The 22,592-nt window shown below is 60.7% G+C and carries 24 protein-coding genes and 1 pseudogene; 10 read left to right on the top strand and 15 right to left on the bottom strand.

The genetic code is table 11. The annotated features are described in order from the left end of the window. Positions 1-123 precede the first annotated feature (123 nt). The 3 genes from AERO9A_RS15195 to hrpA all read right to left on the bottom strand — a co-directional run bounded on the left by AERO9A_RS15195 (position 124) and on the right by hrpA (position 5,074). Complete coding sequence (locus AERO9A_RS15195) at positions 124-702, bottom strand: DUF6436 domain-containing protein (RefSeq protein ID WP_159972779.1); 579 nt, start codon at positions 700-702, stop codon at positions 124-126. Then, on the bottom strand, positions 699-962 hold the full coding sequence (locus AERO9A_RS15190) for a hypothetical protein (protein WP_159972778.1): 264 nt from the start codon (positions 960-962) through the stop codon (positions 699-701). Before AERO9A_RS15190 ends, AERO9A_RS15195 begins: the two co-directional genes overlap by 4 nt. Before the next feature lie 68 nt (positions 963-1,030). Then, complete coding sequence (gene hrpA / locus AERO9A_RS15185; protein ID WP_159972777.1) at positions 1,031-5,074, bottom strand: ATP-dependent RNA helicase HrpA; 4,044 nt, start codon at positions 5,072-5,074, stop codon at positions 1,031-1,033. Between the two features lie 282 nt (positions 5,075-5,356). Between hrpA and AERO9A_RS15180 the strand changes: the two genes are divergently transcribed. Together AERO9A_RS15180 and AERO9A_RS15175 are read left to right on the top strand one after the other, a co-directional pair. Continuing rightward, a complete protein-coding gene (locus tag AERO9A_RS15180; RefSeq protein ID WP_159972776.1) occupies positions 5,357-5,659 on the top strand; it encodes a type II toxin-antitoxin system RelE/ParE family toxin in 303 nt (100 codons plus the stop codon). Continuing rightward, entirely contained in the window at positions 5,652-5,942 is a 291-nt protein-coding gene (locus tag AERO9A_RS15175) for an addiction module antidote protein (RefSeq protein WP_159972775.1), read from the top strand. Before AERO9A_RS15180 ends, AERO9A_RS15175 begins: the two co-directional genes overlap by 8 nt. A gap of 231 nt (positions 5,943-6,173) precedes the next feature. Here the strand turns inward: AERO9A_RS15175 and AERO9A_RS15170 are convergent, their stop codons facing one another. Then, the gene (locus AERO9A_RS15170) at positions 6,174-7,100 is read right to left on the bottom strand and encodes a hypothetical protein (RefSeq protein WP_159972774.1); all 927 of its coding nucleotides are present in this window, start codon (positions 7,098-7,100) and stop codon (positions 6,174-6,176) included. 983 nt (positions 7,101-8,083) lie between these two features. Between AERO9A_RS15170 and AERO9A_RS15165 the strand changes: the two are divergent. After that, positions 8,084-8,365 (top strand): annotated as a pseudogene (locus AERO9A_RS15165) (addiction module antidote protein); the annotation flags it as partial. Positions 8,366-8,597: 232 nt separating this feature from the next. On the opposite strand, the gene AERO9A_RS15160 reads toward AERO9A_RS15165, so the two are convergent. Further along, positions 8,598-9,551, bottom strand: a complete 954-nt coding sequence (locus AERO9A_RS15160; RefSeq protein ID WP_159972772.1) for a lipin/Ned1/Smp2 family protein — start codon at positions 9,549-9,551, stop codon at positions 8,598-8,600. A gap of 361 nt (positions 9,552-9,912) precedes the next feature. On the opposite strand from AERO9A_RS15160, the gene AERO9A_RS15155 reads away from it, so the two are divergent. The 3 genes from AERO9A_RS15155 (at position 9,913) to AERO9A_RS15145 (ending at position 11,205) form a co-directional block, all read left to right on the top strand. Beyond that, on the top strand, positions 9,913-10,215 hold the full coding sequence (locus tag AERO9A_RS15155; RefSeq protein WP_159974066.1) for a LasR-specific antiactivator QslA: 303 nt from the start codon (positions 9,913-9,915) through the stop codon (positions 10,213-10,215). A gap of 267 nt (positions 10,216-10,482) precedes the next feature. Beyond that, positions 10,483-10,797: a type II toxin-antitoxin system RelE/ParE family toxin gene (locus AERO9A_RS15150; RefSeq protein WP_159972771.1), complete on the top strand. Its 315-nt coding sequence runs from the start codon at positions 10,483-10,485 to the stop codon at positions 10,795-10,797. 102 nt (positions 10,798-10,899) lie between these two features. Next, positions 10,900-11,205: a helix-turn-helix domain-containing protein gene (locus tag AERO9A_RS15145; protein ID WP_159974065.1), complete on the top strand. Its 306-nt coding sequence runs from the start codon at positions 10,900-10,902 to the stop codon at positions 11,203-11,205. 286 nt (positions 11,206-11,491) lie between these two features. Here AERO9A_RS15145 and AERO9A_RS15140 read toward each other — a convergent pair whose 3' ends face one another. Then, positions 11,492-12,664, bottom strand: a complete 1,173-nt coding sequence (locus AERO9A_RS15140; protein ID WP_159972770.1) for an MFS transporter — start codon at positions 12,662-12,664, stop codon at positions 11,492-11,494. 94 nt (positions 12,665-12,758) lie between these two features. On the opposite strand from AERO9A_RS15140, the gene AERO9A_RS15135 reads away from it, so the two are divergent. Then, on the top strand, positions 12,759-13,652 hold the full coding sequence (locus tag AERO9A_RS15135; RefSeq protein ID WP_159972769.1) for a LysR family transcriptional regulator: 894 nt from the start codon (positions 12,759-12,761) through the stop codon (positions 13,650-13,652). Positions 13,653-13,726: 74 nt separating this feature from the next. On the opposite strand, the gene ttcA is transcribed toward AERO9A_RS15135, so the two are convergent. Next, on the bottom strand, positions 13,727-14,551 hold the full coding sequence (gene ttcA, locus AERO9A_RS15130; RefSeq protein WP_003244364.1) for a tRNA 2-thiocytidine(32) synthetase TtcA: 825 nt from the start codon (positions 14,549-14,551) through the stop codon (positions 13,727-13,729). A gap of 100 nt (positions 14,552-14,651) precedes the next feature. On the opposite strand from ttcA, the gene AERO9A_RS15125 reads away from it, so the two are divergent. The 3 genes from AERO9A_RS15125 (at position 14,652) to AERO9A_RS15115 (ending at position 16,702) form a co-directional block, all read left to right on the top strand. Then, positions 14,652-15,245: a DNA-J related domain-containing protein gene (locus AERO9A_RS15125; protein WP_159972768.1), complete on the top strand. Its 594-nt coding sequence runs from the start codon at positions 14,652-14,654 to the stop codon at positions 15,243-15,245. Between the two features lie 163 nt (positions 15,246-15,408). Continuing rightward, positions 15,409-16,008, top strand: a complete 600-nt coding sequence (locus AERO9A_RS15120) for a Yip1 family protein (protein ID WP_159974064.1) — start codon at positions 15,409-15,411, stop codon at positions 16,006-16,008. Between the two features lie 196 nt (positions 16,009-16,204). Next, positions 16,205-16,702 (top strand): SprT family zinc-dependent metalloprotease, encoded by a 498-nt coding sequence (locus AERO9A_RS15115; protein WP_256666025.1) that lies wholly within the window; start codon positions 16,205-16,207, stop codon positions 16,700-16,702. A 3-nt stretch (positions 16,703-16,705) separates the two neighbouring features. On the opposite strand, the gene AERO9A_RS15110 is transcribed toward AERO9A_RS15115, so the two are convergent. From AERO9A_RS15110 to xcpS, 8 genes are read right to left on the bottom strand one after another with little or no spacing between them, the layout of a single operon-like run. Next, complete coding sequence (locus AERO9A_RS15110) at positions 16,706-17,230, bottom strand: type II secretion system protein M (RefSeq protein ID WP_159972766.1); 525 nt, start codon at positions 17,228-17,230, stop codon at positions 16,706-16,708. A 2-nt stretch (positions 17,231-17,232) separates the two neighbouring features. Continuing rightward, a complete protein-coding gene (gspL, locus tag AERO9A_RS15105; RefSeq protein WP_159972765.1) occupies positions 17,233-18,372 on the bottom strand; it encodes a type II secretion system protein GspL in 1,140 nt (379 codons plus the stop codon). After that, positions 18,369-19,346 carry a type II secretion system minor pseudopilin GspK gene (gene gspK, locus AERO9A_RS15100; RefSeq protein WP_159972764.1) on the bottom strand — a complete coding sequence of 326 codons (978 nt, stop codon included), beginning with the start codon at positions 19,344-19,346 and terminating at the stop codon, positions 18,369-18,371. Before gspK ends, gspL begins: the two co-directional genes overlap by 4 nt. Further along, complete coding sequence (gspJ, locus tag AERO9A_RS15095; RefSeq protein WP_256665972.1) at positions 19,343-20,014, bottom strand: type II secretion system minor pseudopilin GspJ; 672 nt, start codon at positions 20,012-20,014, stop codon at positions 19,343-19,345. Before gspJ ends, gspK begins: the two co-directional genes overlap by 4 nt. Then, positions 20,011-20,397, bottom strand: a complete 387-nt coding sequence (gspI, locus tag AERO9A_RS15090) for a type II secretion system minor pseudopilin GspI (RefSeq protein WP_159972763.1) — start codon at positions 20,395-20,397, stop codon at positions 20,011-20,013. Before gspI ends, gspJ begins: the two co-directional genes overlap by 4 nt. Further along, the gene (gspH, locus tag AERO9A_RS15085) at positions 20,394-20,933 is read right to left on the bottom strand and encodes a type II secretion system minor pseudopilin GspH (protein WP_159972762.1); all 540 of its coding nucleotides are present in this window, start codon (positions 20,931-20,933) and stop codon (positions 20,394-20,396) included. Before gspH ends, gspI begins: the two co-directional genes overlap by 4 nt. Before the next feature lie 7 nt (positions 20,934-20,940). Continuing rightward, positions 20,941-21,369, bottom strand: a complete 429-nt coding sequence (gspG, locus tag AERO9A_RS15080; RefSeq protein WP_159972761.1) for a type II secretion system major pseudopilin GspG — start codon at positions 21,367-21,369, stop codon at positions 20,941-20,943. A gap of 4 nt (positions 21,370-21,373) precedes the next feature. Then, complete coding sequence (gene xcpS / locus AERO9A_RS15075) at positions 21,374-22,591, bottom strand: GspF family T2SS innner membrane protein variant XcpS (RefSeq protein WP_159972760.1); 1,218 nt, start codon at positions 22,589-22,591, stop codon at positions 21,374-21,376. Position 22,592: the final 1 nt, after the last annotated feature.

Raw genomic sequence — 22,592 nt, 5'->3', positions numbered from 1 at the left:
CAACAGCGTGCGCAGCGCGCCGCGCAGCCTGAGCGCCCGCACCACGGCAAACGTGAGCAGGCTCAGTCACTGGAAAAGGAGATGGGGGCAGGACGGAGCACCTACAAGAGGGGTGCTCCCGAATCAGTCTTGCCAGTCGCAGTAGCAACCGACGGCAAGGCCACTGGCCAGGGTAAACTCACGCCCCTCCGTGAGCGCTTCGAGCACGGGCTCGACGAAACTGTTGCTGGAGTTACACACCAACCCTTCACTGTAAGGGCCGGCATAGGCCAGATTGCCTGCACGGTCCCAAATAGCCAGCGCCGGGCTGGCCGGCAGCGACTCCATCCCCTCGATGTACTCCAGAGGCTTCATGCGCCCGCGCAGAAAGGACGCCAGCTCACCTTTGCTACCGGGCTTCTGCACGCTGTAGAACTCGACATCGGAATTACGGTGCAAACCGATCAAATAGCGCAGGTGCGCGTCGGTTTCCTCGTTGCAAGGGCATTGCGGATCCCAGAAGTGCACCACGCGGATAGGCCCAGGGCCCGCCATCTGCGCCGGCAAACGCAGCGTGTTTTGCCCGAAGATCACCGTTTTTTCGCTATAAGGCCGCAAGTACGCAGCCCCCGTGAGCCACCAGATCAGCACCACAGCGCCAAGCGCCAACACACAGAAGCCCACCACCAGATGCTTGAAACTCAGACGCTTCAACACACTCATGGCTGACGCTCGAACTTACGCACGAATTGCTTTTCCATCTCCTTGCAGCTTTCTTCGGTGAAGCTACGTTCGGTGCTCTGCGCGCTTTTCCAGCAGGCTTCAATGGCTGCACGCTCGCCTGCCTCGATATCACTGTCCTGCGGGCGGGTCATCACGTAGATGAGCCCAACAAAGGTCAGTACGACGAACGCCACCCCCGCCAACAACAGCCCAAGACAGCCACGACGGCCCAGCCCGACGCTTTCATCATTCACACTCATTTGTCTCACGTTCCAAATTCACCAGTGGCAGACTCACACCGGGCTCGCTAACGAACCCGCTCATCAAATCAACTTTCAACCAGCGTCCACTGCTTGTTCAGGCGCTTGTCCGATACCGCCATTTTCGTGCCCAGTTGCTGGGCGAACAGCGACACGCGGTACTCCTCCAGCATCCAGCGATACAACGTGAGCTGCGGGTCGCGCTTGCCTTCCTGAGCGTGTTTGGCAGCACGCGCCTGATACTGTTCCCAGCACCCCGCCAGCTCACCCATCCACACGCGATCACGCTGCACTTGCGCGCCCACCTTGTCCAGACGCTGCTCGATGGTTTTAAGGTAACGCGGGATTTCCTTGAGCCACTCGCCCGGCGTTTCACGCACGAAACCGGCGTAGACCAGATTGGCCAACTGTTGCTTGATATCGTTGAGCGCCATGGCCTGGGCCAGATCGATCTTGCCCTTGAAGCGCTTCTGCAAGCCATGGTTGAGCTTGAGGATTTCCAGCACCAGACGAGCGATGCGCTCGGCATGCGCCGTCCAGTCGCCACGCTTGCGCTCGGCCAGTTGCGCCAGCGCCGCGCCATCGCGCGGCAGCGTCGCTTCACCTTCGAGGATGCAGGCATCCAGGCTGGCCAGCAGAATGTCCTCGACCAGCGCCTCTACGCGGCCAATGTCGCGATACAGCAGCCCCAGCTCGGTCAGCCCCGGCAGCTTGCCGCGCAGAAACTTCGCCTGCTCGGCCAGTTGTTGCAACAGCAGGCGCTGCAACGCGCGGCGATGCTGGAAGTCGGCCTCAGCCTGAGTCGGGAAGCGCCCTTCCTTGACCACCCCGCCCTCTTCCACCAGCGCCGGATAAACCGTCATGGAAAGCCCGGCGATCTTCTGCTGCGCCTTCTCGGCCACCTCGGCGAAGGCCTTGGCCTCCACCGCTTTCGGTTTGTCGCTCTGCTGCGGGATGGCCAATGCGGCCTGGCTGGCCTCGGCGAAACGTGCGGTCAACTCGGCCAAGTCGCGGCCTTCACCGAGGAACTTGCCGCGCGCATCCACCACCTCGATATTCATTTTCAGATGGCTTTCCAAGCCTTGCGCCGCTTCCGCCCAGGCCTCATCCGATACCCGCGCGCCGGTCATGCGCAAAAGCTCCTGGCCGAGTGCCTGCGGCAGCGAGCCTTGGCCAAACACCAGTTTGTCCAGCGCGGCACCGACGAAATCCGGCACCGGCACGAAGTTCTTGCGCAGCGCCTTGGGCAGGCCGCGCACCAGGGCAATGCACTTGGCCTCCAGCGGCCCCGGCACCAACCATTCCAGACGCTCGGGTTGCAGTTGCGGCAACAGCGGCGCCGGCACGCGCAGGGTCACGCCATCACGCGGGTGGTTGGGCTCGAAGTGATAGCTCAGCGGCAGTTGCAGCTCGCCGATGCGCAAGGTGTCCGGGTACTGCGCGGCGGTGACTTCGGAGGCCGAGCGGGCCAGGGCGTCTTCCTCGCGCATGATCAACAGTTGCGCGTCGGCGGCGCTGCCCTTCTTGTACCAACTCTCGAAACTCGCGGCCTGGTAGATGTCCTGCGGGATGCGCGCGTCGTAGTAGCCGAACAGGGTTTCCTCGTCGGCGAGGATGTCGCGGCGGCGCGACTTGGCCTCCAGCTCGTCGAGGCGTTCCAGCAACTGTCGGTTGGCGGTCAGGCAGCGCACGCGGCTGTTGATCTCGCCACGCACCAGGCCCTCGCGAATGAACATCTCGCGCGCCACGGGCGGGTCGATAGGGCCGTAATGCACCGGGCGGCGGCCGACGATGATCATGCCGTACAGGGTGACCTGCTCGTACGCCACCACTTGGCCGCGCTTCTTCTCCCAGTGCGGTTCCAGATGGTTCTTCTTCACCAGATGAGCGGCCAGCGGCTCGATCCAGTCCGGCTCGATCTTCGCCACCATACGGGCGAACAGCTTGGTGGTTTCCACCAGTTCGGCGGCCATGATCCAGTTGGGCTTCTTGCGCCCGATCACGCTGGACGGGTGAATCCAGAAACGCCGCTGACGCGCGCCGAGGTAGTCGCCCTCCTCGGTCTTCTGGCCGATCTGGCTGAGCAGGCCGGCGAGAATCGCCTTGTGCACGGCGGCGTAGTTCTTCGCCCGCACCGCCGCCTCGCTGGCCTCGGCCTGCTGGCGGGCGATGGCGTTGACGCGGTTGTCCTTGGTCGGCGCCGGGTTTTGAGCCTTTTCGTAGGGTGGATGGCCGGAGCCATCCACCTTGGCGGACGCGTTATCCACCTTAGCTGCACCCTTGCCCATCAACTGCAGATCACGGGCGATCAGCACCAGTTGCCGGTGTGCGTCGCGCCACTCGCGCAGGCGCATGTAATTGAGGAAGTTCTTCTTGCACCAGGTACGCAGCGGGTTGCTGCCCAGCTCCTGGCGTTTTTCCTCGAAGCCGCGCCACAGGTTGATCAGCGCGGCGAAGTCGGAATCCACATCCTTCCACTGCGCATGCGCCTGGTCGGCGGCCTGCTGGCGATCCATCGGTCGCTCACGCGGGTCCTGCACCGACAGCGCGGCGGCGACGATGAGGATTTCCTCCAGGCTGCCCTGCTTGGCGCCTTCCAGCACCATGCGCCCCAGGCGCGGGTCGATGGGCAGGCGCGCCAACTGGCGGCCAAGTGGCGTGAGCTGGCTTTCGCGGTTGACCGCAGACAGCTCCTGCAACAGATTGAAGCCGTCGCTGATGGCCTTGCCATCTGGCGGCTCGATAAAGGGGAAGTCCTCGATGCTGCCCAGGCGCAGGTGCAGCATCTGCAGAATCACCGCCGCCAGGTTGGTACGCAGAATCTCCGGGTCGGTAAATTCCGGGCGCCCGAGAAAATCCTCCTCGCTGTACAGACGAATGCAGATACCCGGCTCGACCCGCCCGCAACGGCCCTTACGCTGGTTGGCGCTGGCCTGCGACACCGGCTCGATGGGCAAGCGCTGCACCTTGGCGCGGTAGCTGTAGCGGCTGATGCGCGCGGTGCCGCTGTCGATCACGTAGCGAATGCCCGGCACCGTCAGCGAGGTTTCGGCGACGTTGGTGGCCAGCACGATCTTGCGCCCGGCCATGGGCGCGAAAATCTTCTGCTGCTCGGCAGGCGTCAGCCGCGCATACAGCGGCAGCACCTCGGTAAAACGCAGATTGGCCTTGCGCAGCACCTCGGCGGCTTCGCGAATCTCGCGCTCGCCAGGCAGGAACACCAGCACATCACCGGGGCGCTGGCCGACGCTGCGCTCGTGCTCGGCGATCTCATCCAGCGCGGCAAGAATGCCCTGATCGATGGACAGGTCATCGAGCAGACGCTCGCCCTCCTCGTCCACCTCCGCCGCCAACGGGCGATACCAGGTTTCCACCGGGTAGGTGCGACCGGACACCTCGATGATTGGCGCGTCGTTGAAATGTTTGCTGAAACGCTCCAGATCGATGGTCGCCGAGGTGATGATCAGCTTCAGATCCGGGCGACGCGGCAGCAGAGTCTTCAGATAGCCAAGCAGGAAGTCGATGTTGAGGCTACGTTCGTGCGCCTCGTCGACGATGATGGTGTCGTACTTCTCCAGAAAGCGGTCGTGCTGCGTCTCGGCGAGCAGGATGCCGTCGGTCATCAGCTTGATCAGCGTGCCGTCCTTGCTCTGATCCTCGAACCGCACCTGATAACCGACCAGCTCGCCCAGCGGCGTGCCGATTTCCTCGGCCACTCGCGTCGCCACACTGCGCGCCGCCAAGCGACGCGGCTGGGTATGGCCGATCAGCCCATGCACGCCCCGACCGATCTCCAGGCAGATCTTCGGCAACTGCGTGGTCTTGCCCGAACCGGTCTCACCGGCAATCACCACTACCTGGCTCTTCTCCAGCGCAGCCTTGATCTCGTCGCGTTTGGCGGCAATCGGCAGCGCATCGTCGTAGCGCATCGCCGGGATGCTGCTACGCCGCGCCGCCACCTTGTCGCTGGACGCCTGAAAACGCTCCAGCCACTGCGCCAGCTTGGCCTCGTCAGGGTGCTTCTGCAGCTCATGCAACTGCCGGCGCAAGCGATGGCGCTCGGCGATCATGACGTGGTCGAGGTTGTTCTGCAGCGTGGCGAGGTCAGTCATCTGGATCGGGGCAATCAGGGCAAAGGCGGGATTGTCGCAGATTCGAGCCCTGCCCGCTGCCGGGAGCGCGCGTAGGATGGATCGGAACGCCGACCGCTCGTAGCGACAGCGCGTAGGGTGAACTCAGGAGCGCCAGCGAACAGTCCACCGGCCCATGCTGAAAATGGCACCACAACCTACGCCCAGTGCTCCCAACGGCGTACTGCTTCGCAAACGGAACGCCTACAACGCAGCCAGATCCTCCACCTTGGCAATTTGTGCTTTATAAACTACATTCAGCCCATGCAAAAAATCGAATCCGCCACCTTCAGAAACTGGCTGAAGAAGCTCAAGGACGAAACCGGCAAGGCGCGCATCGTGGCCCGGATCAACCGGCTGATGGAAGGCCTGCCAGGCGACGTGGCGCCGGTCGGCCACGGCGTCAGCGAACTGCGGATTCACTATGGCCCCGGCTACCGGGTGTATTTCCACCAGCAAGGCAACACGCTGGTGATCCTGCTCTGCGCAGGCGACAAGGGCAGCCAACGCCGCGACATCGAAGCCGCCCAACAGATCCTGCAGACCTGGAGAAAACGAGATGACTGAAACCTTTAGCGACTTCGACCCCGCCGAATACCTCACCAGCCCCGCAGCCATTGCCGAGTTCATGAGCGACGCCCTGGAAACCGGCGATGCCGGCTATATCGCCAAGGCCTTGGGTGTAGTGGCTCGCGCCAAAGGCATGACCGAACTGGCCAGAGAAACCGGCCTGTCCCGCGAGCAGCTTTATCGCTCATTCAGCGAACACGGCAACCCGACACTGAAAACCATGCTTGCGGTGATGAAGGCGCTGGGGATTGAAATGGCGGCACGGCCGCATACGCGATGAGGGTGTCATTACCTAGCGTGCGCATGTAATGCAGCGCGTGGATCGGGACGCCCTACAACGCTGCGCTCGACGCGAAGCCCCTCAACACCAATATCGTGGTCTGTCCCCGGTTGCTCCAAGATCCAGAAAAGTTCGGGCAGGGGACGAAGCCTCAAGCCTTAAAAGTTTTAGTGACACTAGAGACACTGAAACGACTTTCAAAGTCGTCCACTACACGGAGTAAACCAATGATTAAATCTCAATAATTTCCGCTATATCATCGAGCGGCCCTATCTCAAGATAAATTGGCTGCAACTCTGACACAGGCTCCCTAGGAGCCCAGATTATGCGGTACTCATTTTGATATGCGTATTTGAAATGCTTCGCGAAATTGACGTCTATTCTTCTTGGATCACAAAGAATAGGATCTAAATATTTTACGCTACCAGCAAAACCCTCATAACCTGAAAAAGCTTGATTACCTACTCGGATAAGTCTGTCTGTAAATGCGCGTGGTTTTTTGATTACCAAACACGAGTCAGCGTCAAAATCAGAAAATTCACGGTATGTATAATTTGACGCAAAGCAGGTAACGTAGTAGTTTGTTCTCGCTTTTACCGAGTACTCTATTCTGCCGTAGGAAGGAACAGCTTCCCCAGGCTTTACAATTCCTTTTAACCCAGAAAAAATAGAACCATTAAATACCAACTCATCATCTCGTATTGCAACATTCAATGACGGATCGCTGTAATAAGAGGCAGGCGCAACACGAAACTTTCCGAAACTAAACATTTCATCAATATACTTTTTCTTAGAAAACTTATAAATTCTACCGGAAACGATCCCTCCAGCAAGCTCTATAGCCAACTTCGACTTAGGAGGATTGGGAAATGTAGGATGAACCATATTGGCATCTTTGATAAAGCCATTTGTAAAACCATTGGGAAAAGGCCCGTAACGATCTTCCATTTCAGTCAGAACGTGAGTGCACTTAGCCCACATTTCATTATTAAGATTTTTCCCCACTCCCACACCAATTTTTCCATCCGGCGTAAGAATCGTCAGGATATTGAGTATATCCTTGAACCGCTCCTCCAGCTCAAGAGCCGACAAATGTCTTATATATGGATTTTCCCGATATTGCCTACGCCACAGCTCATGCCTCGGAATCAGCGCCATAAATACTCCACAATTTTAAAAAATTCCACTTCTGATTCGAGGTTGCCTAGACCTTTGAGCCTTCCACCCTTTAGCTGAAGTTACATACCTAAATCTATTTGGTGGCTGAAAACAGCTTAACATTGGTGAAGAGGCTTTCGAGTGAATCTAAATAGTCGACACGAGCACCACCATTGCGCTGCTCACGACAGAAAAGGGGTTTATCTCTGCCCCCCTGCTTGCTTCTGGCCGAAAGTATTCGCTCGCATACGCCAGCTTTCACGCCTAATCCCGATGCATTTTCATGTTCTCTTATTTTCGGAACACCGCCCACCCACAGAGCTAACGAACAGCCCCCAAAAGCAGCTCTTAATAGCTGCTTTTCAAGCCTACTCCCCTTTTTTATGCCTGTGAGGTTTCAGGTAAGGATGTTCCTTTTGCTTTTCAGGCGTAACCCTCTGCCTTTTGTCCGGGGTGCCGTCTTCGTTTTTTCTTTTAGGGCCAGGTTTGATACTCATAGTCGATTCCTTTTATTGCATTGGTTGTTAAACCGTTTTTATTTAGTCCAACTCCTTACACCTGTCAAAAACGAAGCAAAAATCAGGTACAGACCACGATATCGAAGCCTCTAGGGATGGTCTGAAATAGCCCGACATTTCCGGCCGACTTCGACCTCTGCCGATTTTGAACGCACCGACCAGTCAAAGCCGGTCAGGTTGTCCGCTCAGCTCTTCGTTTTTGGCCGTCACGAGCACCTCGTAGCGGCCATTCCTCACATTACAGGTGTACCTCTCCTGCGGTAGTCAGCAAGTAGCCCGGCCATCCGCAGTGACGGCGGATGAAAAAGGCGTCATCCACCCTACGGCGAAATCTCGGGTAGGGTGGACAACGCGAAGCTTGTCCACCTCGCTTCACACTCGAAGACACAGCCCAAGAGCAATTGATCGTTCCACACTCGACGTTCAAGGCCGCCCTGCAGATCCTGTAGACGTGGAGAAAACGAGATGACAGAAACCTTTAGCGACTTCGACCCCGCCGACTACCTCACCAGCCCCGCTGCCATTGCCGAGTTCATGAGCGACGCCCTGGAAACCGGCGATACCGGCTATATCGCCAAAGCCCTGGGCGTGGTGGCACGCGCCAAAGGCATGACCGAACTGGCCAGAGAAACCGGCCTATCCCGCGAGCAGCTTTATCGCTTCTGCAGCGGATACGGCAATCCGACGCCGAAACCCGGCTTGCCATGATGAAAACACTGGGGGGTTGCAATGGTTGCGCGGCCGCATGGTGCGCGGGAGGGGCGGGTTATTGATCGTTCCTACGCGCCGCGTGGGAATGCATCGCGTAGGTGTATCGGGTCACCGTACGCCCAACGCGGACACTGGCGCCGATGATTTTGGCCGACGCTAGAAGGCGTTGAATGCAGCGAAACCCATCGAGGCCTCGCTACGCTCAACCCAGGTTATGGGCTATCCACCCTCGCCCAGGTCGCCTTGGCATCGGCACAAGCGCTAGGCATCAGTTGCAGCGTGCCGATGCAGTGTTCGCGAGCACCGTGCTGAAATGGTAGCTGTAGTCGCTACCCAGCGCCTGGGTACCCTCTTCCCCGGCATGTGGTCCGATGATCCAGGTATCAGCCTTAGCAATACCGCCGTCGGCGTATGCGGCGATGTCAGTCGTTGCATTCCCGTAGGCACGCACAATATTGAGGCCGACTTGTTCGCGCAGATATTTGATGTACTTAGTCTTGTGCACCTGGGCACTATCACTGTCGGCATTGGAGCGATAATGCCACTGCGGCAAATTCTCATAGTCGAACCACTCGCGCGCTTCCTTGGTCACCCAGTAAGGGCGCGCCGTGAGAAACACCAACTGGTAGCCCTTATCGCGGTATGCGCGAACCGTCTCAGGCGCATAGTAATAGGCCTGTGCGGTTTTCACTCCGACGTAATCGGCATAAGCCTCGAAATCATTGATGGTCAGCGTGCCGTCGACATCGAATAATACCGCTGGGCGCTGCGGATTCACGACGCTGAGATAACCATCCACTTGGCTGAGATCGCCCTCAACAACGAAGCGCAGGCGATATTCGCCCACGGCTCGATTGCCCACACTCACCGAGATCTTACCGTCGCTATTGGTCAGATAACGTCCCAGGTATTCCCAATTGCTCATGCCGCTGCCGTAGAGATAGGCCTGCACATATTCGTCTTCCAGATCTTTGTGCAGCACTGCGCTGTAGTCGAACTTGGCGGTCACGCTGGCGGATTGGCCATCAGCAACTATTTCGTCGTGCACCATGTGCCATGGGCTATAGAGACCAACCAAGACCTTGCTTCCCAAATGCCGGAAGCTTTTCTTCGTCGGCGTCGTAAATGCTGGCGGATTGGCTGGACTGGTGAAATCAGGGCATTGCGCAGCGGCATTAACGCTGGCAGCCAGTAGGGCAAACAGCACAAGAGCACGGCTCATAAGCATGTCCTTTAAATTTGTTCTCGTTAAGAAATAACCACGCATAGATAAGCGGCGTAGCTTAACCGGGCCAGATGAATGTGTTGTGTCAGTTACAAAGTTGGCGGTTTCAGAGCAAGCACTCCATGAATCCCATCCACCATTTCCGCGATTACGCCTCGGTCTGCTCCGTAGTTCAACCTGCAGCCCTTGGATCCTATCTATTTCATCCGCGAAACGAGCATTCCCGGCCGACTGAGGCGAGTGAAGGTGGTAGCAGGTCAGCCGGAGCAGGAGTTGACCAATAGCACCAGTGCACTGCTGAGCGAGTTGATCGTGCTCTACCGCCGAGCCATCGCCCAGGCAGCCGGGAGGGCCGAGCCTGATTGAGCTGCAACGCTATCTCACCCACCTGCCTGGCCATGATGGGCAACCGCCTGCCGAGTTCGGCTGGAACGCAGATTGCCAGGCGAGCTTCGGCCATGGCGTACAAACCGCGCAAGGCTGGCTGGACAACGCCAATAGCGCCTGGCTGTGGGCCAATCTGTTAATGGAGCGGCAACTGTACCCGCCGGGCGCCCAGCGCCATGCCTTCGAGCTGGGCTTTCTCAGTCGCATCCACCAACGCCTGTGCTCGCCACTAGGCGGCGAGCATCAGGCATTGCGCACGGAGTTGCGGCTGTAGCGAATCAGGCGAGGGCTTGCCCTCGCCTTTTCATTGATCGCGCCCAAGCTACGCCTGGGAACGGGGCTCAAGCAGAGCTTGACTTATATCCAATTTGATATAAATTTTCTCCCACGGTGGCTCTCCACCGTGGTCAATTGGCGTAATCGAAAATTGAACTGAAAGCTGAATTGAAAACTGAACTGAAACTGAAGCCAGCGAAGGTGACCAAGATGAAAACTTCTAAAAAATTCCATAGCGCCCTCTACGGGCAGCGGAGATCCCTCAGTGAAAGACATTCAATTCTGCGGCACCAGCCTCGATGATATTAGAGCGTTCCCCAAGGATGTGATTCATGAAGTTGGGTACCAGCTTCACCGCGTCCAATCGGGAATGGAACCCACAAACTGGAAACCGATCAACACCGTAGGACCCGGTGTTATAGAGATACGAATACGAGAGGATTCAGGGGCTTTTCGCGTGTTCTATGTGGCAAACCGTGGCAATACAGTCGCAGTACTGCATGCCTTTCGCAAAACCACTCAGAAGACGGAAAAGCGGGACATTGACCTGGCAAAAGCGAGGTTCAAGCAGCTTGAGTAGCATCGGCGACACCCTACCCTCCCATCCACAAATGGGAGGGTAAAGTCGTCAGAGCTGCACAGAGCTATGTCCTGCTCTGACCACCCCAAGAGGCACATGAAAATGGCAACCAACAGCTATCACAATGTTTGGGATGCGCTGACCGACTCGCCAGAAGAAGCACTCAACCTGCGCCTTCGTTCGCAGCTAATGATGGAGTGCAGCGAGCTGGTGAAAAAATGGAACATTCCACAGAAAGATGCAGCCAAACGGCTGCACATTACTCAACCGAGACTCAACGACCTGCTCAACGGAAAAATCGCTAAATTCTCCCTGGACGCATTGGTCAACTTGCTTAGCAACGCGGACATGCGCGTCGAAGTAAAGGTTAAACAGAAGAAAGCCGTTAAAGAGCCCGCACACGCGTGAGAAGTTTTCTCCTTGCTCCTGTGGAATGCTCAACGCCTAAAACGCCCCGCACTCGACGGGGTTTCTTTTTACTTGGGCGAGTCACTCCAGGCCAGCAGGTAGACCGGTTAACCAATTAAACGGTGGATGAAAAAACGTCATCCACCCGGTCAAACCAGGGCGTACAAGGGTGGACAACGCGCAGCTTGTCCACCTCGCTTCACTCTGAAGCCCCCCCCCTAGAGCAATGACGCTTGGCTTCGCGGGCACCTCACTACGCGCGGGTAGCCAACCGTCCGACCTTACGTCACTGACATGCCGCTGGCACCGTCACCGCCCTGGCACGCCAGGCAAACCCCAGCACCATCAGCAGCCCAATCCCCGCCATCGCAGCACCGGCCAAGGAGATCGCCGGGTAGCCCAGCCCCGCCTTGATCACCGCGCCGCCCAGCGCTGCGCCAATGGCGTTGCCCAAGTTGAAGGCGCCGATATTCACCGCCGAAGCCAAGTTGGGTGCGGCCTTGGCCGCCTCCATCACGCGCATCTGTAGCGGCGGCACGATGGCGAAGCTGGCGATGCCCCAGATGAGGATGGCCACGGCGGTCGGCAGCGGCCAGCGCATCAGCACGGTGAAGGCCAGTAGCACTGCGATCAGCGCGCTCAGCGAGACGATCAGGGTGCGGTCGACGGAGCGATCCGCCGCCTTGCCGCCCCACACATTGCCCAGCGTCAGGCCGATGCCGTACAGCACCAGCATGGCGGTGATAAAGGCTGTCGAGGCGTGCGTTTCGTTGCTAAGAATCGGCGCGATGTAGGTGAATACGGTGAACATGGCGCTGGAGCCGATCACGGTCAGGGCCAGTGCGGCAAGCACGGGGCCACGGCCCAACACGCGGATTTCCGCCAGTACACCGGCACTTTTCGGCAACGGCACGTTGGGCAGCGCGAACCATAGCGAGGTCATGGCCAGCACGCCCAGGCCAGTAATGCCCCAGAACGCCGTGCGCCAACCAAAGGTTTCACCGAACCAGGCAGCCAACGGTACGCCGCCGATGGTCGCCAGGGTCAAGCCCATGAACATGGCGGCCACCGCCCCGGCGCGTTTGTCCGGTGCGACCACGCTGGCGGCGACGATGGAGCCAACGCCGAAAAAGGCGCCGTGGTTCAGCGAGGTCACCACACGGGCGATCAGCAGGCTGGTGTAGTCAGTGGCCAGGGCCGACATCAGGTTGCCGAGGGTGAAAATGGCCATCAGGCCGATCAGCAGGTAGCGCCGGGGAATCTTGCCGGTGGTCAGGGTCATCAGTGGCGCGCCGAGCAGCACGCCCAATGCATAGGCACTGACCAGCAGGCCGGCCGCCGGGATGGAGACGCCAAGATCGCTGGCGATGCCCGGCAACATGCCCATGGGGGCGAACTCGGTGACACCGATACCGAAGGCGCCGATGGCGAGTGCAACGAGTGGTGGATTGATACGCATGGAAGCCTCCTCATCTATGCTGCGAATGCTAGGATCCAAACCTTGACAGCGCTAGATGGCATTTCTGGCAAACACCTTTGCTTATGGAGCACAAATGGATTTCAACGGCCGGTCAGGTGAAATGGCGGTGTTCGCGACGGTTGCGGAGCAAGGCAGTCTATCGGCGGCGGCTCGTGCGCTGGGGCTGACGCCCTCGGCAGTCAGCCGCATCATTGCGCGGACCGAGCAGCGCTTAGGCACGCGCTTGTTGCTGCGTACCACCCGCGCGCTCAACTTCACCGCCGAGGGCGAGGCTTATCTGCGCGGTGCCCGGCGTATCCTCGCTGACCTAGCCGAAGTCGAGGAAGCCATCGCTGATCAGGGCGTGCCAAAGGGCCGCTTGCGTGTCAGTGCGGCGCTGGGTCATGGTCGGCTGGCCATCGTGCCGCTGGTGGCGGCCTTCAGCGCGCGTTATCCGAATATCACTGTCGATCTGTCGCTGGGCGATGAGGTGGTCGACATTCTTGGCGGTCAGGCCGACGTGGCGGTGCGCTTCGGCCATCTGCCCGATAGCCCGCTGACCGCACGCCGTATCGGCGAGACCGGTCAAGTGGTGGTGGCCTCCCCCGACTTTCTGCAGCGCCACGGCACGCCGCAGCAGCCGGAAGACCTGCTGCGACACAACTGCCTGCGTTTCAACTTTCGCCGCGCCGAGCCGAACTGGCCGTTTATCCGCGATGGCCAGGCGTTCTCACTCAAGGTTTGCGGCAATATCGAATGCAGCAGTGGCGAAGCGCTGGCGCAATTGGCGCGGGCGGGTGCGGGGATCGCGCGTATCGGCGAGTTCAGCGTCACTGAAGACCTGCAACGCGGCGCGCTGGTGCCGCTGCTGCAAGCCTTCAACCCCGGCGACCGGGAGCCGATTCATGCAGTGTTCGTCGGCGGCTCGGCGATGCCGGCGCGGGTGCGGGTGTTCGTGGATTTTCTGCTGGAGCATCACCGGATGTAGTGGCGATGGCGCAGGATGCACCGCCCACCAGGCCACAGGGCTGCCGGTGAGCGAGGCTTTAGCCGCGTCGGGCGTTACAGGCTCATCACATCGAGAAAGCGCGGCGTAGCGCTGTCGTCGATCTTCAGGCTCTTGAAGTCGAACAGGTTGCGGTCAGCCAGTTGCGAGGGGTGCACGTTCTGCAGGGCGCGGAACATGATCTCGACCCGGCCCGGACTCTTGCGCTCCCACTCCTGCAGCATCTCCTTGACCACCTGGCGCTGCAGGTTCTCCTGCGAGCCGCAGAGGTTGCACGGGATGATGGGGAATTCCTTGAGCTGGCTGTAGGCTTCGATATCGGCCTCGGCGCAGTAGGCCAGCGGGCGGATCACCACATTGCGGCCGTCGTCGGAGAGCAGCTTGGGCGGCATGGCCTTGAGCGTGCCACCGTAGAACATGTTGAGGAAGAAAGTTTCCAGGATGTCGTCGCGGTGGTGCCCCAGGGCCATCTTGGTCGCGCCGATTTCGTCGGCGTAGGTGTACAGCGTGCCGCGCCGCAGGCGCGAGCACAGCGAGCAGGTGGTTTTGCCTTCCGGGATCTTCTCCTTGACCACCGAGTAGGTGTCCTTCTCGATGATGTGGTACGCCACACCGATGGATTCGAGGTAGGCCGGCAGCACATGTTCGGGGAAGCCGGGCTGCTTCTGATCCATGTTCACCGCGACGATCTCGAATTTGATCGGTGCCACCTTCTGCAGGTACAGCAGCACATCGAGCATGGTGTAGCTGTCCTTGCCGCCGGACAGGCAGACCATCACCTTGTCGCCATCCTCGATCATGTTGAAGTCGGTGATGGCTTCGCCGGCCAGGCGGCGGATGCGCTTCTGCAGTTTGTTCTGGTTGACCGAAAGGGTGCCCATGGTGCGTCGAGATCCGAGGGGTGGGAACGAAAGCGCGACATTTTACGCACAAAGGCGCCCGCGCCCCACCCCGTCGACGGTTAAATGCTAGGCTCTGCCGATGAACGACGATCTAAACCCCAGCCAGGATCTTGCCGAACAGGTGCTGCAGCTACTGCAATCCTCACCCGACGGCCTCTCCGAATATGCCCTGATCCAGCAACTCAAGGAGCGTCACAGCGGCCATCTGCCCGACCTGCCGCTGACCGACAAGCTGGTGCTGTTTCGCACCCACTTTCTGTTGTTCAACGCCCTCTATCGCCTGCGCGATACGCTCTGGCAGCAGGGTACGCACCTGCTTGAAATCAGCCCACTGTGCATTCGCCTGCTGCCCTATCAAGCGGGCAGCGAAGCCTTGAGCGAGCGCGATGAGCTGCGCGACTACTACCTGGATATGAGCCAATTGCAGGGCACCGACGAGCGGGATGTCGAGCGTCTGCTAACGAGTTTCTGGACGCGCATGCAAGGCGGCGAAGAGAAACTCGCAGCCCTGCAACTGTTCGAGCTCGACGACGACACGCCGCTCGATCTGGCGCGCATCAAGCTGCGCTATCGGCAACTGGTCAGCCTGCATCACCCGGATCGAGGGGGTAGCACGCAACGCCTGCAGTCGATCAACAAGGCCATGGAAATTCTGGCCCGTTATTACCACTGAAAGCGACAGAGCCATTGACTCTAACCCCAGGCGCCACGTGGCTTTGGCTGGCGTTCTATACTGCGCAATGAGGTTGCACAGATCCGGCCTTGGCACCCTGCGCCGCTGACCATGCACGCCGGGTGCAGCCGGGGAAGACCGTATGAGCACAGAGGTATCTGACATGATTCATCACGTCTGGGGGCTCTTCACCCATCCCGATCAAGAGTGGCAGGAAATCCGTGGTGAGGAAGAATCCATCAGCCACCTGTACCTGACCCATATATTGCTACTCGCGGCCATCCCGGCCATTTCCGCCTTTATTGGCACCTCCCAGGTCGGCTGGGCCATCGCTGAAGGCCCGCCTGTCATGCTCACCGAAGGCAGCGCACTGAGCATGGCCATCATGGCGTACCTGGCGATGCTGGCCGGGGTGGCCGTGATGGGCAGCTTCATCCACTGGATGGCACGCACCTACGATGCCAGCCCCAGCCTGACGCAATGCATCGTGTTCGCCGCCTACACCGCTACGCCCTTGTTCGTTGGTGGCCTGGCCGCGCTGTACCCTCACCTGTGGCTGGGCATGATCATCGGCACGCTGGCGATCTGTTACACGGTGTACCTGCTATATGTCGGCATCCCGCCTTTTATGAACATCTCGGAAGACGAAGGCTTTATGTTCTCCAGCTCGGTGCTGGCGGTCGGCCTGGTGGTGCTGGTGGCGATAATCGCCAGTTCGGTGATTCTCTGGGGGCTTGGGGTCGGGCCGGTGTATACCAACTGATGACGCTCGCCCACTCCCGGCCTTTTTCATGGCTGCGCGTTTTATGGCAGGGCTGCTTGCTTTATAACGCGCAATCACTTGGGTGCCGGGAAAGGCGCGCCTAAACGCTTGAGCAAGCGCCAGCCCAGCGACGAATGAGCCCTGCGACAAGGTGCGGGTTGCGGCATAATCGGCCAACCGTAATACCCTGACAGCAATCATGCCCGACCAGCTCCACGCCCGTGTCGAAGCCTGCTACCAACTGGCCGAGACCTTCTTCAAACAACGCTTCCCTCGCCCTGAAGTCAGTTTCAAGCTGCGTGGGCAGAAGGCGGGTGTTGCCCATCTGACGGAAAACAAGCTGCGCTTCAATCTGCAGCTCTATCGCGATAACCGCGAGGACTTCCTGCGCCAGACGGTGCCGCATGAGGTGGCTCATCTGGTCGCGCATCAATTGTTCGGTTTGCGTATCCAGCCACATGGCGAAGAGTGGCAACTGATCATGCGTGGCGTCTATGAATTAGCGCCAAACCGTTGCCATAACTACGAGGTCGAGCGGCGCAAGGTCAGCCGCTTCATCTATCGCTGCAGTTGCCCGGATGGCGAGTTCCCCTTCTCCGCCCAGCGTCACGCGCTGGTTGCCAAAGGGCGGCGCTACTTTTGTCGGCGCTGCAAGGCCACACTGCACTTCACCGGCCAGCAGCGGGTGGCATAAGCGCTAGCTGCCAGCCCGCAGCCCCAACCGCGCCACCACACGATTACCCTCGGCGCGGTCCAGACCAGCCTCTTGCACGCTCACGCCCTGTGCCTGCAACGCCTCGACCCAGCGCAGCAGTTGCTCGAACGGCACAGGCTGCAAGCCAATCTGCAGCGCGCCGTCACCTTCGGCGTCCAGCCGTTCGATGGTGATGCCCTGCTGCGCCGCCGAGGCCGTCACCAACCCCTGCAGGCGCGCCGGGTCGAGGCTGCTGCGCGGTTGCAGATCACGCCCACGCAATTCGGGCGCGCGGCTTTGCAGGTAGGTATACAGCGCGCGCTGCTCCTCGAAGGCCATACGCGCCGCTTGCGCCTGACGCTGCACCGGCTGCCACAGCAGCAGATAAGCCAGCGCCAGAATCAGGAAGCCGCCCAGCACCAGCAGCGCCAGACGGTCACGCGGCGCCAGCGTCTGCCAGCGTTGCGCCAGCGACGAGCGTTGCCATTGCAGGTGCAGGCCCTGCTGCCATTCACGCCACATCGTCATGCTCATCCTCCAATCACCAAACGTGCGCTGACGCCTTCAGCCTCACGGCTGGCCGAGCCCATTTGCACGGCGCGCCCGGTCTGCTGCAGGCGCTCGCGCAAGCGTTCCAGCTCGGCAAAATCCGGCGCTTGCAGTTGCAGCGCCAAGTCCTCGCGGACAGCGCTGTAATCCAGTTGATTGATCTGCACCTGTAACACCTCGTCGCCACGCAGAGCGCCAGCCACGTCACCCAGCAGGCTCAGCATTGGGCTATCGACACCGCCGACCTCAGCCAGATGCTGGTCGAGTTGTGCCCGCAGGTTGATCAACTTGCTGTCCTGCGGGAATAGCTCGCGGTACAACGCGGCGCTGGCCTCGGCATAATCGTCGGCCTCGCGTTGCAGATACACGCCTTGCGCCAGGTTGAAGCCCCATTGCAGCAATAGACACAGGCCAACGATGCCCGCCAGTGAGCGCCAGCGGCGCCAGCCCGCCCCCACTTCATGCACGGCAAATTCGCCCTGAGCGAGATCCACACCTGCGCCTTGCTGCACCAGCCAGGTTTCGGCCTGCTCCAGCACCTGCGCGTCATCGATCATCTCCGGTAGCGCCTGTCCGGCACGGGCACTGACTTTGTGCGGCGCCGGACAACGTGCAGCCAGCAGCGGCCAATCCTCGGTCTGCAGGGCCAGGCGTGCAGCGCCTTCACCGCCCAGCAGCCAGCGCCCGTGCAAGCACAGCAACTGACTGCCCTCACGCGGCAGCATGTCGGCATCCATGCGGATGGCCTGCGGCGGCTTGGCGGCAAACAGCGCCAGGCACTCGCGCAGCCAGGCAGCACGCACGGCATACACGCGGTGGCGCCCATCACTGAGCACCTCGCCCAAGGCCAGGTGCATCTGCTCGACGTCATCGGCCAGCAACTCCTCCACCGCAAATGGCAGTGCCTGGCGCAGCCAGCGTGTGCGCAGGGTCGGCAACTGCACGACGCAGGCGGTTACAGCCTCGACCGGCAGCACCAACTGCCAGGCCCCATCCAGCGCCGCCAGCGCCTCATGCAGTGCCAGTACGCGCACCTGACCAGCCGCCAACAGGTGCACCTGCAGCTCTGCGTTCAAGCCCTGGCAGGCCTGGGGCGGTAGAAAGATCCATTGTCGATTCATCTTTGCGCTTCCTCGCTGAGCGGTGTCGGCACAGCGCCGCCCTGCCCCAAATCACGGGCCAGCACCTTGACCTGGCCATCATTGCTACGCTGCATCAGGCTGCGCAACACCACACGGCGCTCACCGAGGCTGACCTCGCTGAACACCTCGAAATATTGGCTGCCCACCGCCACGCCCTGCGCCACCTGGCCGCCAAGCCCCGCCAGTAAAGGCTGCGCGGTGAAATCAGCCAGCGTGGTGTAGCCCTTGAGCCCACGCGCTGCAACCATGGCCATGGCCCTGTCGATATCCAGATTGTCAGCCAGGCTGGAGAGCACCACCGCGCTGGCGGTGTTGACGTTGAGCGAGACCTCGCTCGGCAGCGCGCTGACAAAGGGCAGCAGGCGCTGATAGTCGGCCTCTTGCATTTCCAGCAGTTGGCGTAACTCGGACACATCGGCGATCTGCCGGTTGGCCGTGCGATAAGGCGGGCTCAGCAACAGATACTGGCTGTCTTCCGCGCCCTGGCTGCCCAGTGGGTCACTGTTGCCATCGAGCCAGTCGGCCAGGCGTTCGGCATAAGGTTTGGCGATCTGCAGGCGTATCAACAGACGCCGCAGACGCTGCAACGCCAGTTCGTCGACGCGCCCACGCACTACCAGACTGTTGAGGTTGAAGCGCCCACTGGGGTCGACGATCCGCACGCGCAGCTCACCGCCTTCATCCAGCGGGAAAGGCGTCATCGGTTGCGCCCATGCCTCGCCAAGGGTGTCGACCGGTATGCGCGGGTCGCCCTGGCGCAGATCTCGCTGCAAGATCACCTTGGCCAGGGTTTCCCCACCCAGCGCGTACTGCCAGGCCTGATTGACATGCAGTTGGTTGGCGCTGCTGCGGATCGACAACTGCTGACGCGCGATCAACCCAGCGCACACCACCGTAACCACCGCAACCACCAGCAATACGGTAATCAGCGCCACGCCGCGTTGACGGCTCATGGCTGATCCTCCCCGGCCACCCTGCCTGCCGTCTGCACAGGCAGATCCGGCAGGCGCAGCACTCGGCGCAACTCGCCAAAGCGGCGATGCTGCAGGCGCAGTTCCACTGCACGTGGCAAGCCTGTCAGTACGACGTCGCTCGTGGCATTGACGGGCGGCCAATCGGTCAACCATTGGCCTTCCTTATCCAGGTAACGCAGGCTCAGGCTCTGCACACCATCGAGCGCCTGCTGCACCTGCGGTTGACTATCCAGCGCACGGTCAAGCACGCGCCAGTAGCGGCGCTGCCACTGCTCGCCACTCAGTTGCCAGCGCACACGCTGCAGTTCGGCGCGCGGCTGGCCGAGTGGATTGCGCCAGCCTGCACGGGTCAGTTCCAGCGCCGTGGCATCGGTCAGGTCACTGTGCAGCGCCGGTTGCGGATCGCCAAAACCATCGCGAATAGGCCGTACCGCGACTTGGCGCAGGTCTCGCTCGAAGGCAGATAAGGCGCGCGTCAGCTCACGCAATTGCTGCTCATGCTCACGGGTCACGGCATCGGCACTGATCACGCTGTCGAGCATGCGGTAAGTGGCCAGGCCCAATAGAGCGAAGATGGCTATGGCGATCAGCAACTCCAGCAACGTGAAGCCGCGCTGCGCTCGAATAGTAGGCGCGAGGCCGATCACTGCTGCGCCCCCAGAAAGCCGCTGAGGGTGACCGCAGCGCGCTCACGTAACGCACCCCTGGCGCCGCGCTCTTCGGCAGCGACCCACAGGGTTACGCGGCGCATGCTCGGCTCGCTGGTCGCTTCGATCTCGCTCTGCCACTGCCAAAGGCGCCCGGCGAACTCGACCTGGCCTTCATCGCGGCCATCGTCTGGCGGTGTCGTAGCCAGTTGCAGTTCGGTCAGGTGATTGTCGGCCACCCACATGGCCAGGGTTTTCTCCTCCAACTGGCTGGCGATACGCACGCTACGTGCGCTGGCGGTCAATACACTGGCTGCAACCAAAGCGAAGATAGCCAAGGCCACCAACACTTCGAGCAGGGTAAAGCCGCGTGCCGCTTTCATCCGGCACGCCCCGTGTCCAGTTGCTCGACACGCGGCAGTCGGAAGCCATCGCTGGACAGTTGCAGACGTACGCCATCACGGCCACGCTCGGCCAAGCGCAGACGGAAAGGCGTCAGCTCGCCACTGGAAAGAATCAGCAACTGCGGCGTCAGCTCATCGGCTTCGTCGCCGCGCGGTAATTGTAGGGGCTCGCCCTCGACTTCGAAGACAATCTGCGCCCAGCCTGGCAACTCATGCGCCTGGCCATCCAGCGCCTGCCATTGGGCACGGCGCGGATCGTAGCGCAGCACCCGGTAGCCGCTTTCGCTGAAGTACAAACCATATTCGCGGTTGTCCAGCACGGCCTCATCGACCAGCACGCCGACCAACCCACTGAGACGCTCGGCCTCGCTGCGCAGCTCGCGGCCAGGGCCGGCAATACCGACACTGAAGACAGCCAAACCAATCAAGCTGCCGAGGATGACCAGCACCACCAGCAGTTCGATCAGAGTGAAGCCACGCTGGCCAAACTCGCGTCCACCGGCGAACGACGGCATGGCCGGGTCAGAGATCCCAGTTGCCGATATCGGCGTTCAGGTCGCTGCCACCCTGCTTGCCATCGGCGCCGAGGGAATAGAGGTCGTAGGCACCGCCCTTGGTGCCGGGAGCGAGGAATTGATAAGGATTGCCCCAAGGGTCGATGGGCAGGCGCTTGAGGTAGCCGTCCTTGTTCCAGTTCTTCGCTTGCGGGTTGCCGCTCGGTTTGCTCACCAGCGCTTCCAGGCCCTGCTGAGTGCTGGGGTAGTTGTGGTTGTCGAGCTTGTACATATCCAGCGCCGCACCGATGGCGCGAATGTCGTTCTGCGCCGCGGTTACCTTGGCCTGATCCGGTCGGCTCATCACCTGCGGCACCACCAACGCCGCCAGAATGCCGAGGATCACCACCACCACCATGATTTCGATGAGCGTGAAACCTGCTTGTTTGCGTATCACCTAATTACCCCACCATTTGGTTCAAAGAAAGAATCGGCAGCAGGATGGCCAGCACGATCACCAGCACCACAGCCCCCATAAAGACCAGCATGAACGGCTCGAACAATCCGACCAGCAAGGCGATCTGTGCGCCGAGGTCGTTTTCCTGGTTCTTCGCTGTACGCGCCAACATCTGATCCAGCTCGCCGGAGCGTTCGCCGCTGGCGATCATATGCAACATCATCGGCGGAAATTGCCCGGTGGCCTCCAGCGAGCGAGTCAGGCTACCGCCCTCGCGCACCTTCTGCGCCGCCACCAATACTTCACCACGAATCACCCGATTGCCGATGACTTCACCAGCAATCGCCAGGGCCTCCACCAGCGGCACGCCGCTGCGGGTGAGAATGGCCAGGGTCGAAGCGAAACGCGCGCAATCGGTGGCGCGCCCCAGCCGCCCAATCAGCGGCAGACGCAGCAGAAAACGGTGCCAACGCAGACGGTGTGCGTCATCGCGCAGCGCCACGCGCAAAGCACTGATCGCCAGCGCCAACAGCACGACAGCAACCAGCCCCCAGGCCTTGACCCAATCGCTCGCGGCAATCAAGGCGCGCGTAAGGGCTGGCAAAGTCTGCCCGGAGTCGACAAAAACCTTGACCACATCCGGCACCACATAGCCGAGCAGAAAGCCAACGATCAACAGCGACGCGCACATCAGGATCACCGGATACAGCAGTGCAAGCTGTACCTTCTGCCGCGACTGCTGGCGTTGCTCGGTGTAGTCGGCCAACTGTTCCAGCACCGGGCCGAGGTGCCCGGCATGCTCACCCGCAGCCACCGTGGCACGGTACAGCTCAGGGAAGGCGGCGGGAAATTCCTTGAGGCTACCCGCCAGGCTATGGCCCTCCAGCACACGGGCACGCACCGCCAGCAGCATGCCCTGGATACGCGAGTTGGTGGCCTGCGCCGCCGCCGCACGTAACGCCTCTTCAATGGGCAGCGCCGCCTGAATCAGTGTCGCCAGTTGCCGGGTGACCAGCGCCAGATCACGCGCCGACAGGCCACGGGCGAAACCCAAACGCGCCCCGCCGCTGTTCTGCTCGCGGCTGCGCGTAGCCTTGACCTCTAATGGCGCCAGTTGGCGTTCGCGCAGGAGCTGGCGCACCTGGCGTGCGCTGTCGGCCTCCAGCACACCTTTTTGCTGGCGACCGCGCCCGTCCAGGGCAATGTATTCAAAGGCCGCCATC

The sequence above is a fragment of the Pseudomonas sp. 8Z genome, from assembly GCF_902506535.1.
In the GTDB taxonomy this organism is placed as follows: Bacteria; Pseudomonadota; Gammaproteobacteria; order Pseudomonadales; family Pseudomonadaceae; genus Aquipseudomonas.
This window is presented reverse-complemented; position numbering and strand designations above follow the sequence as displayed.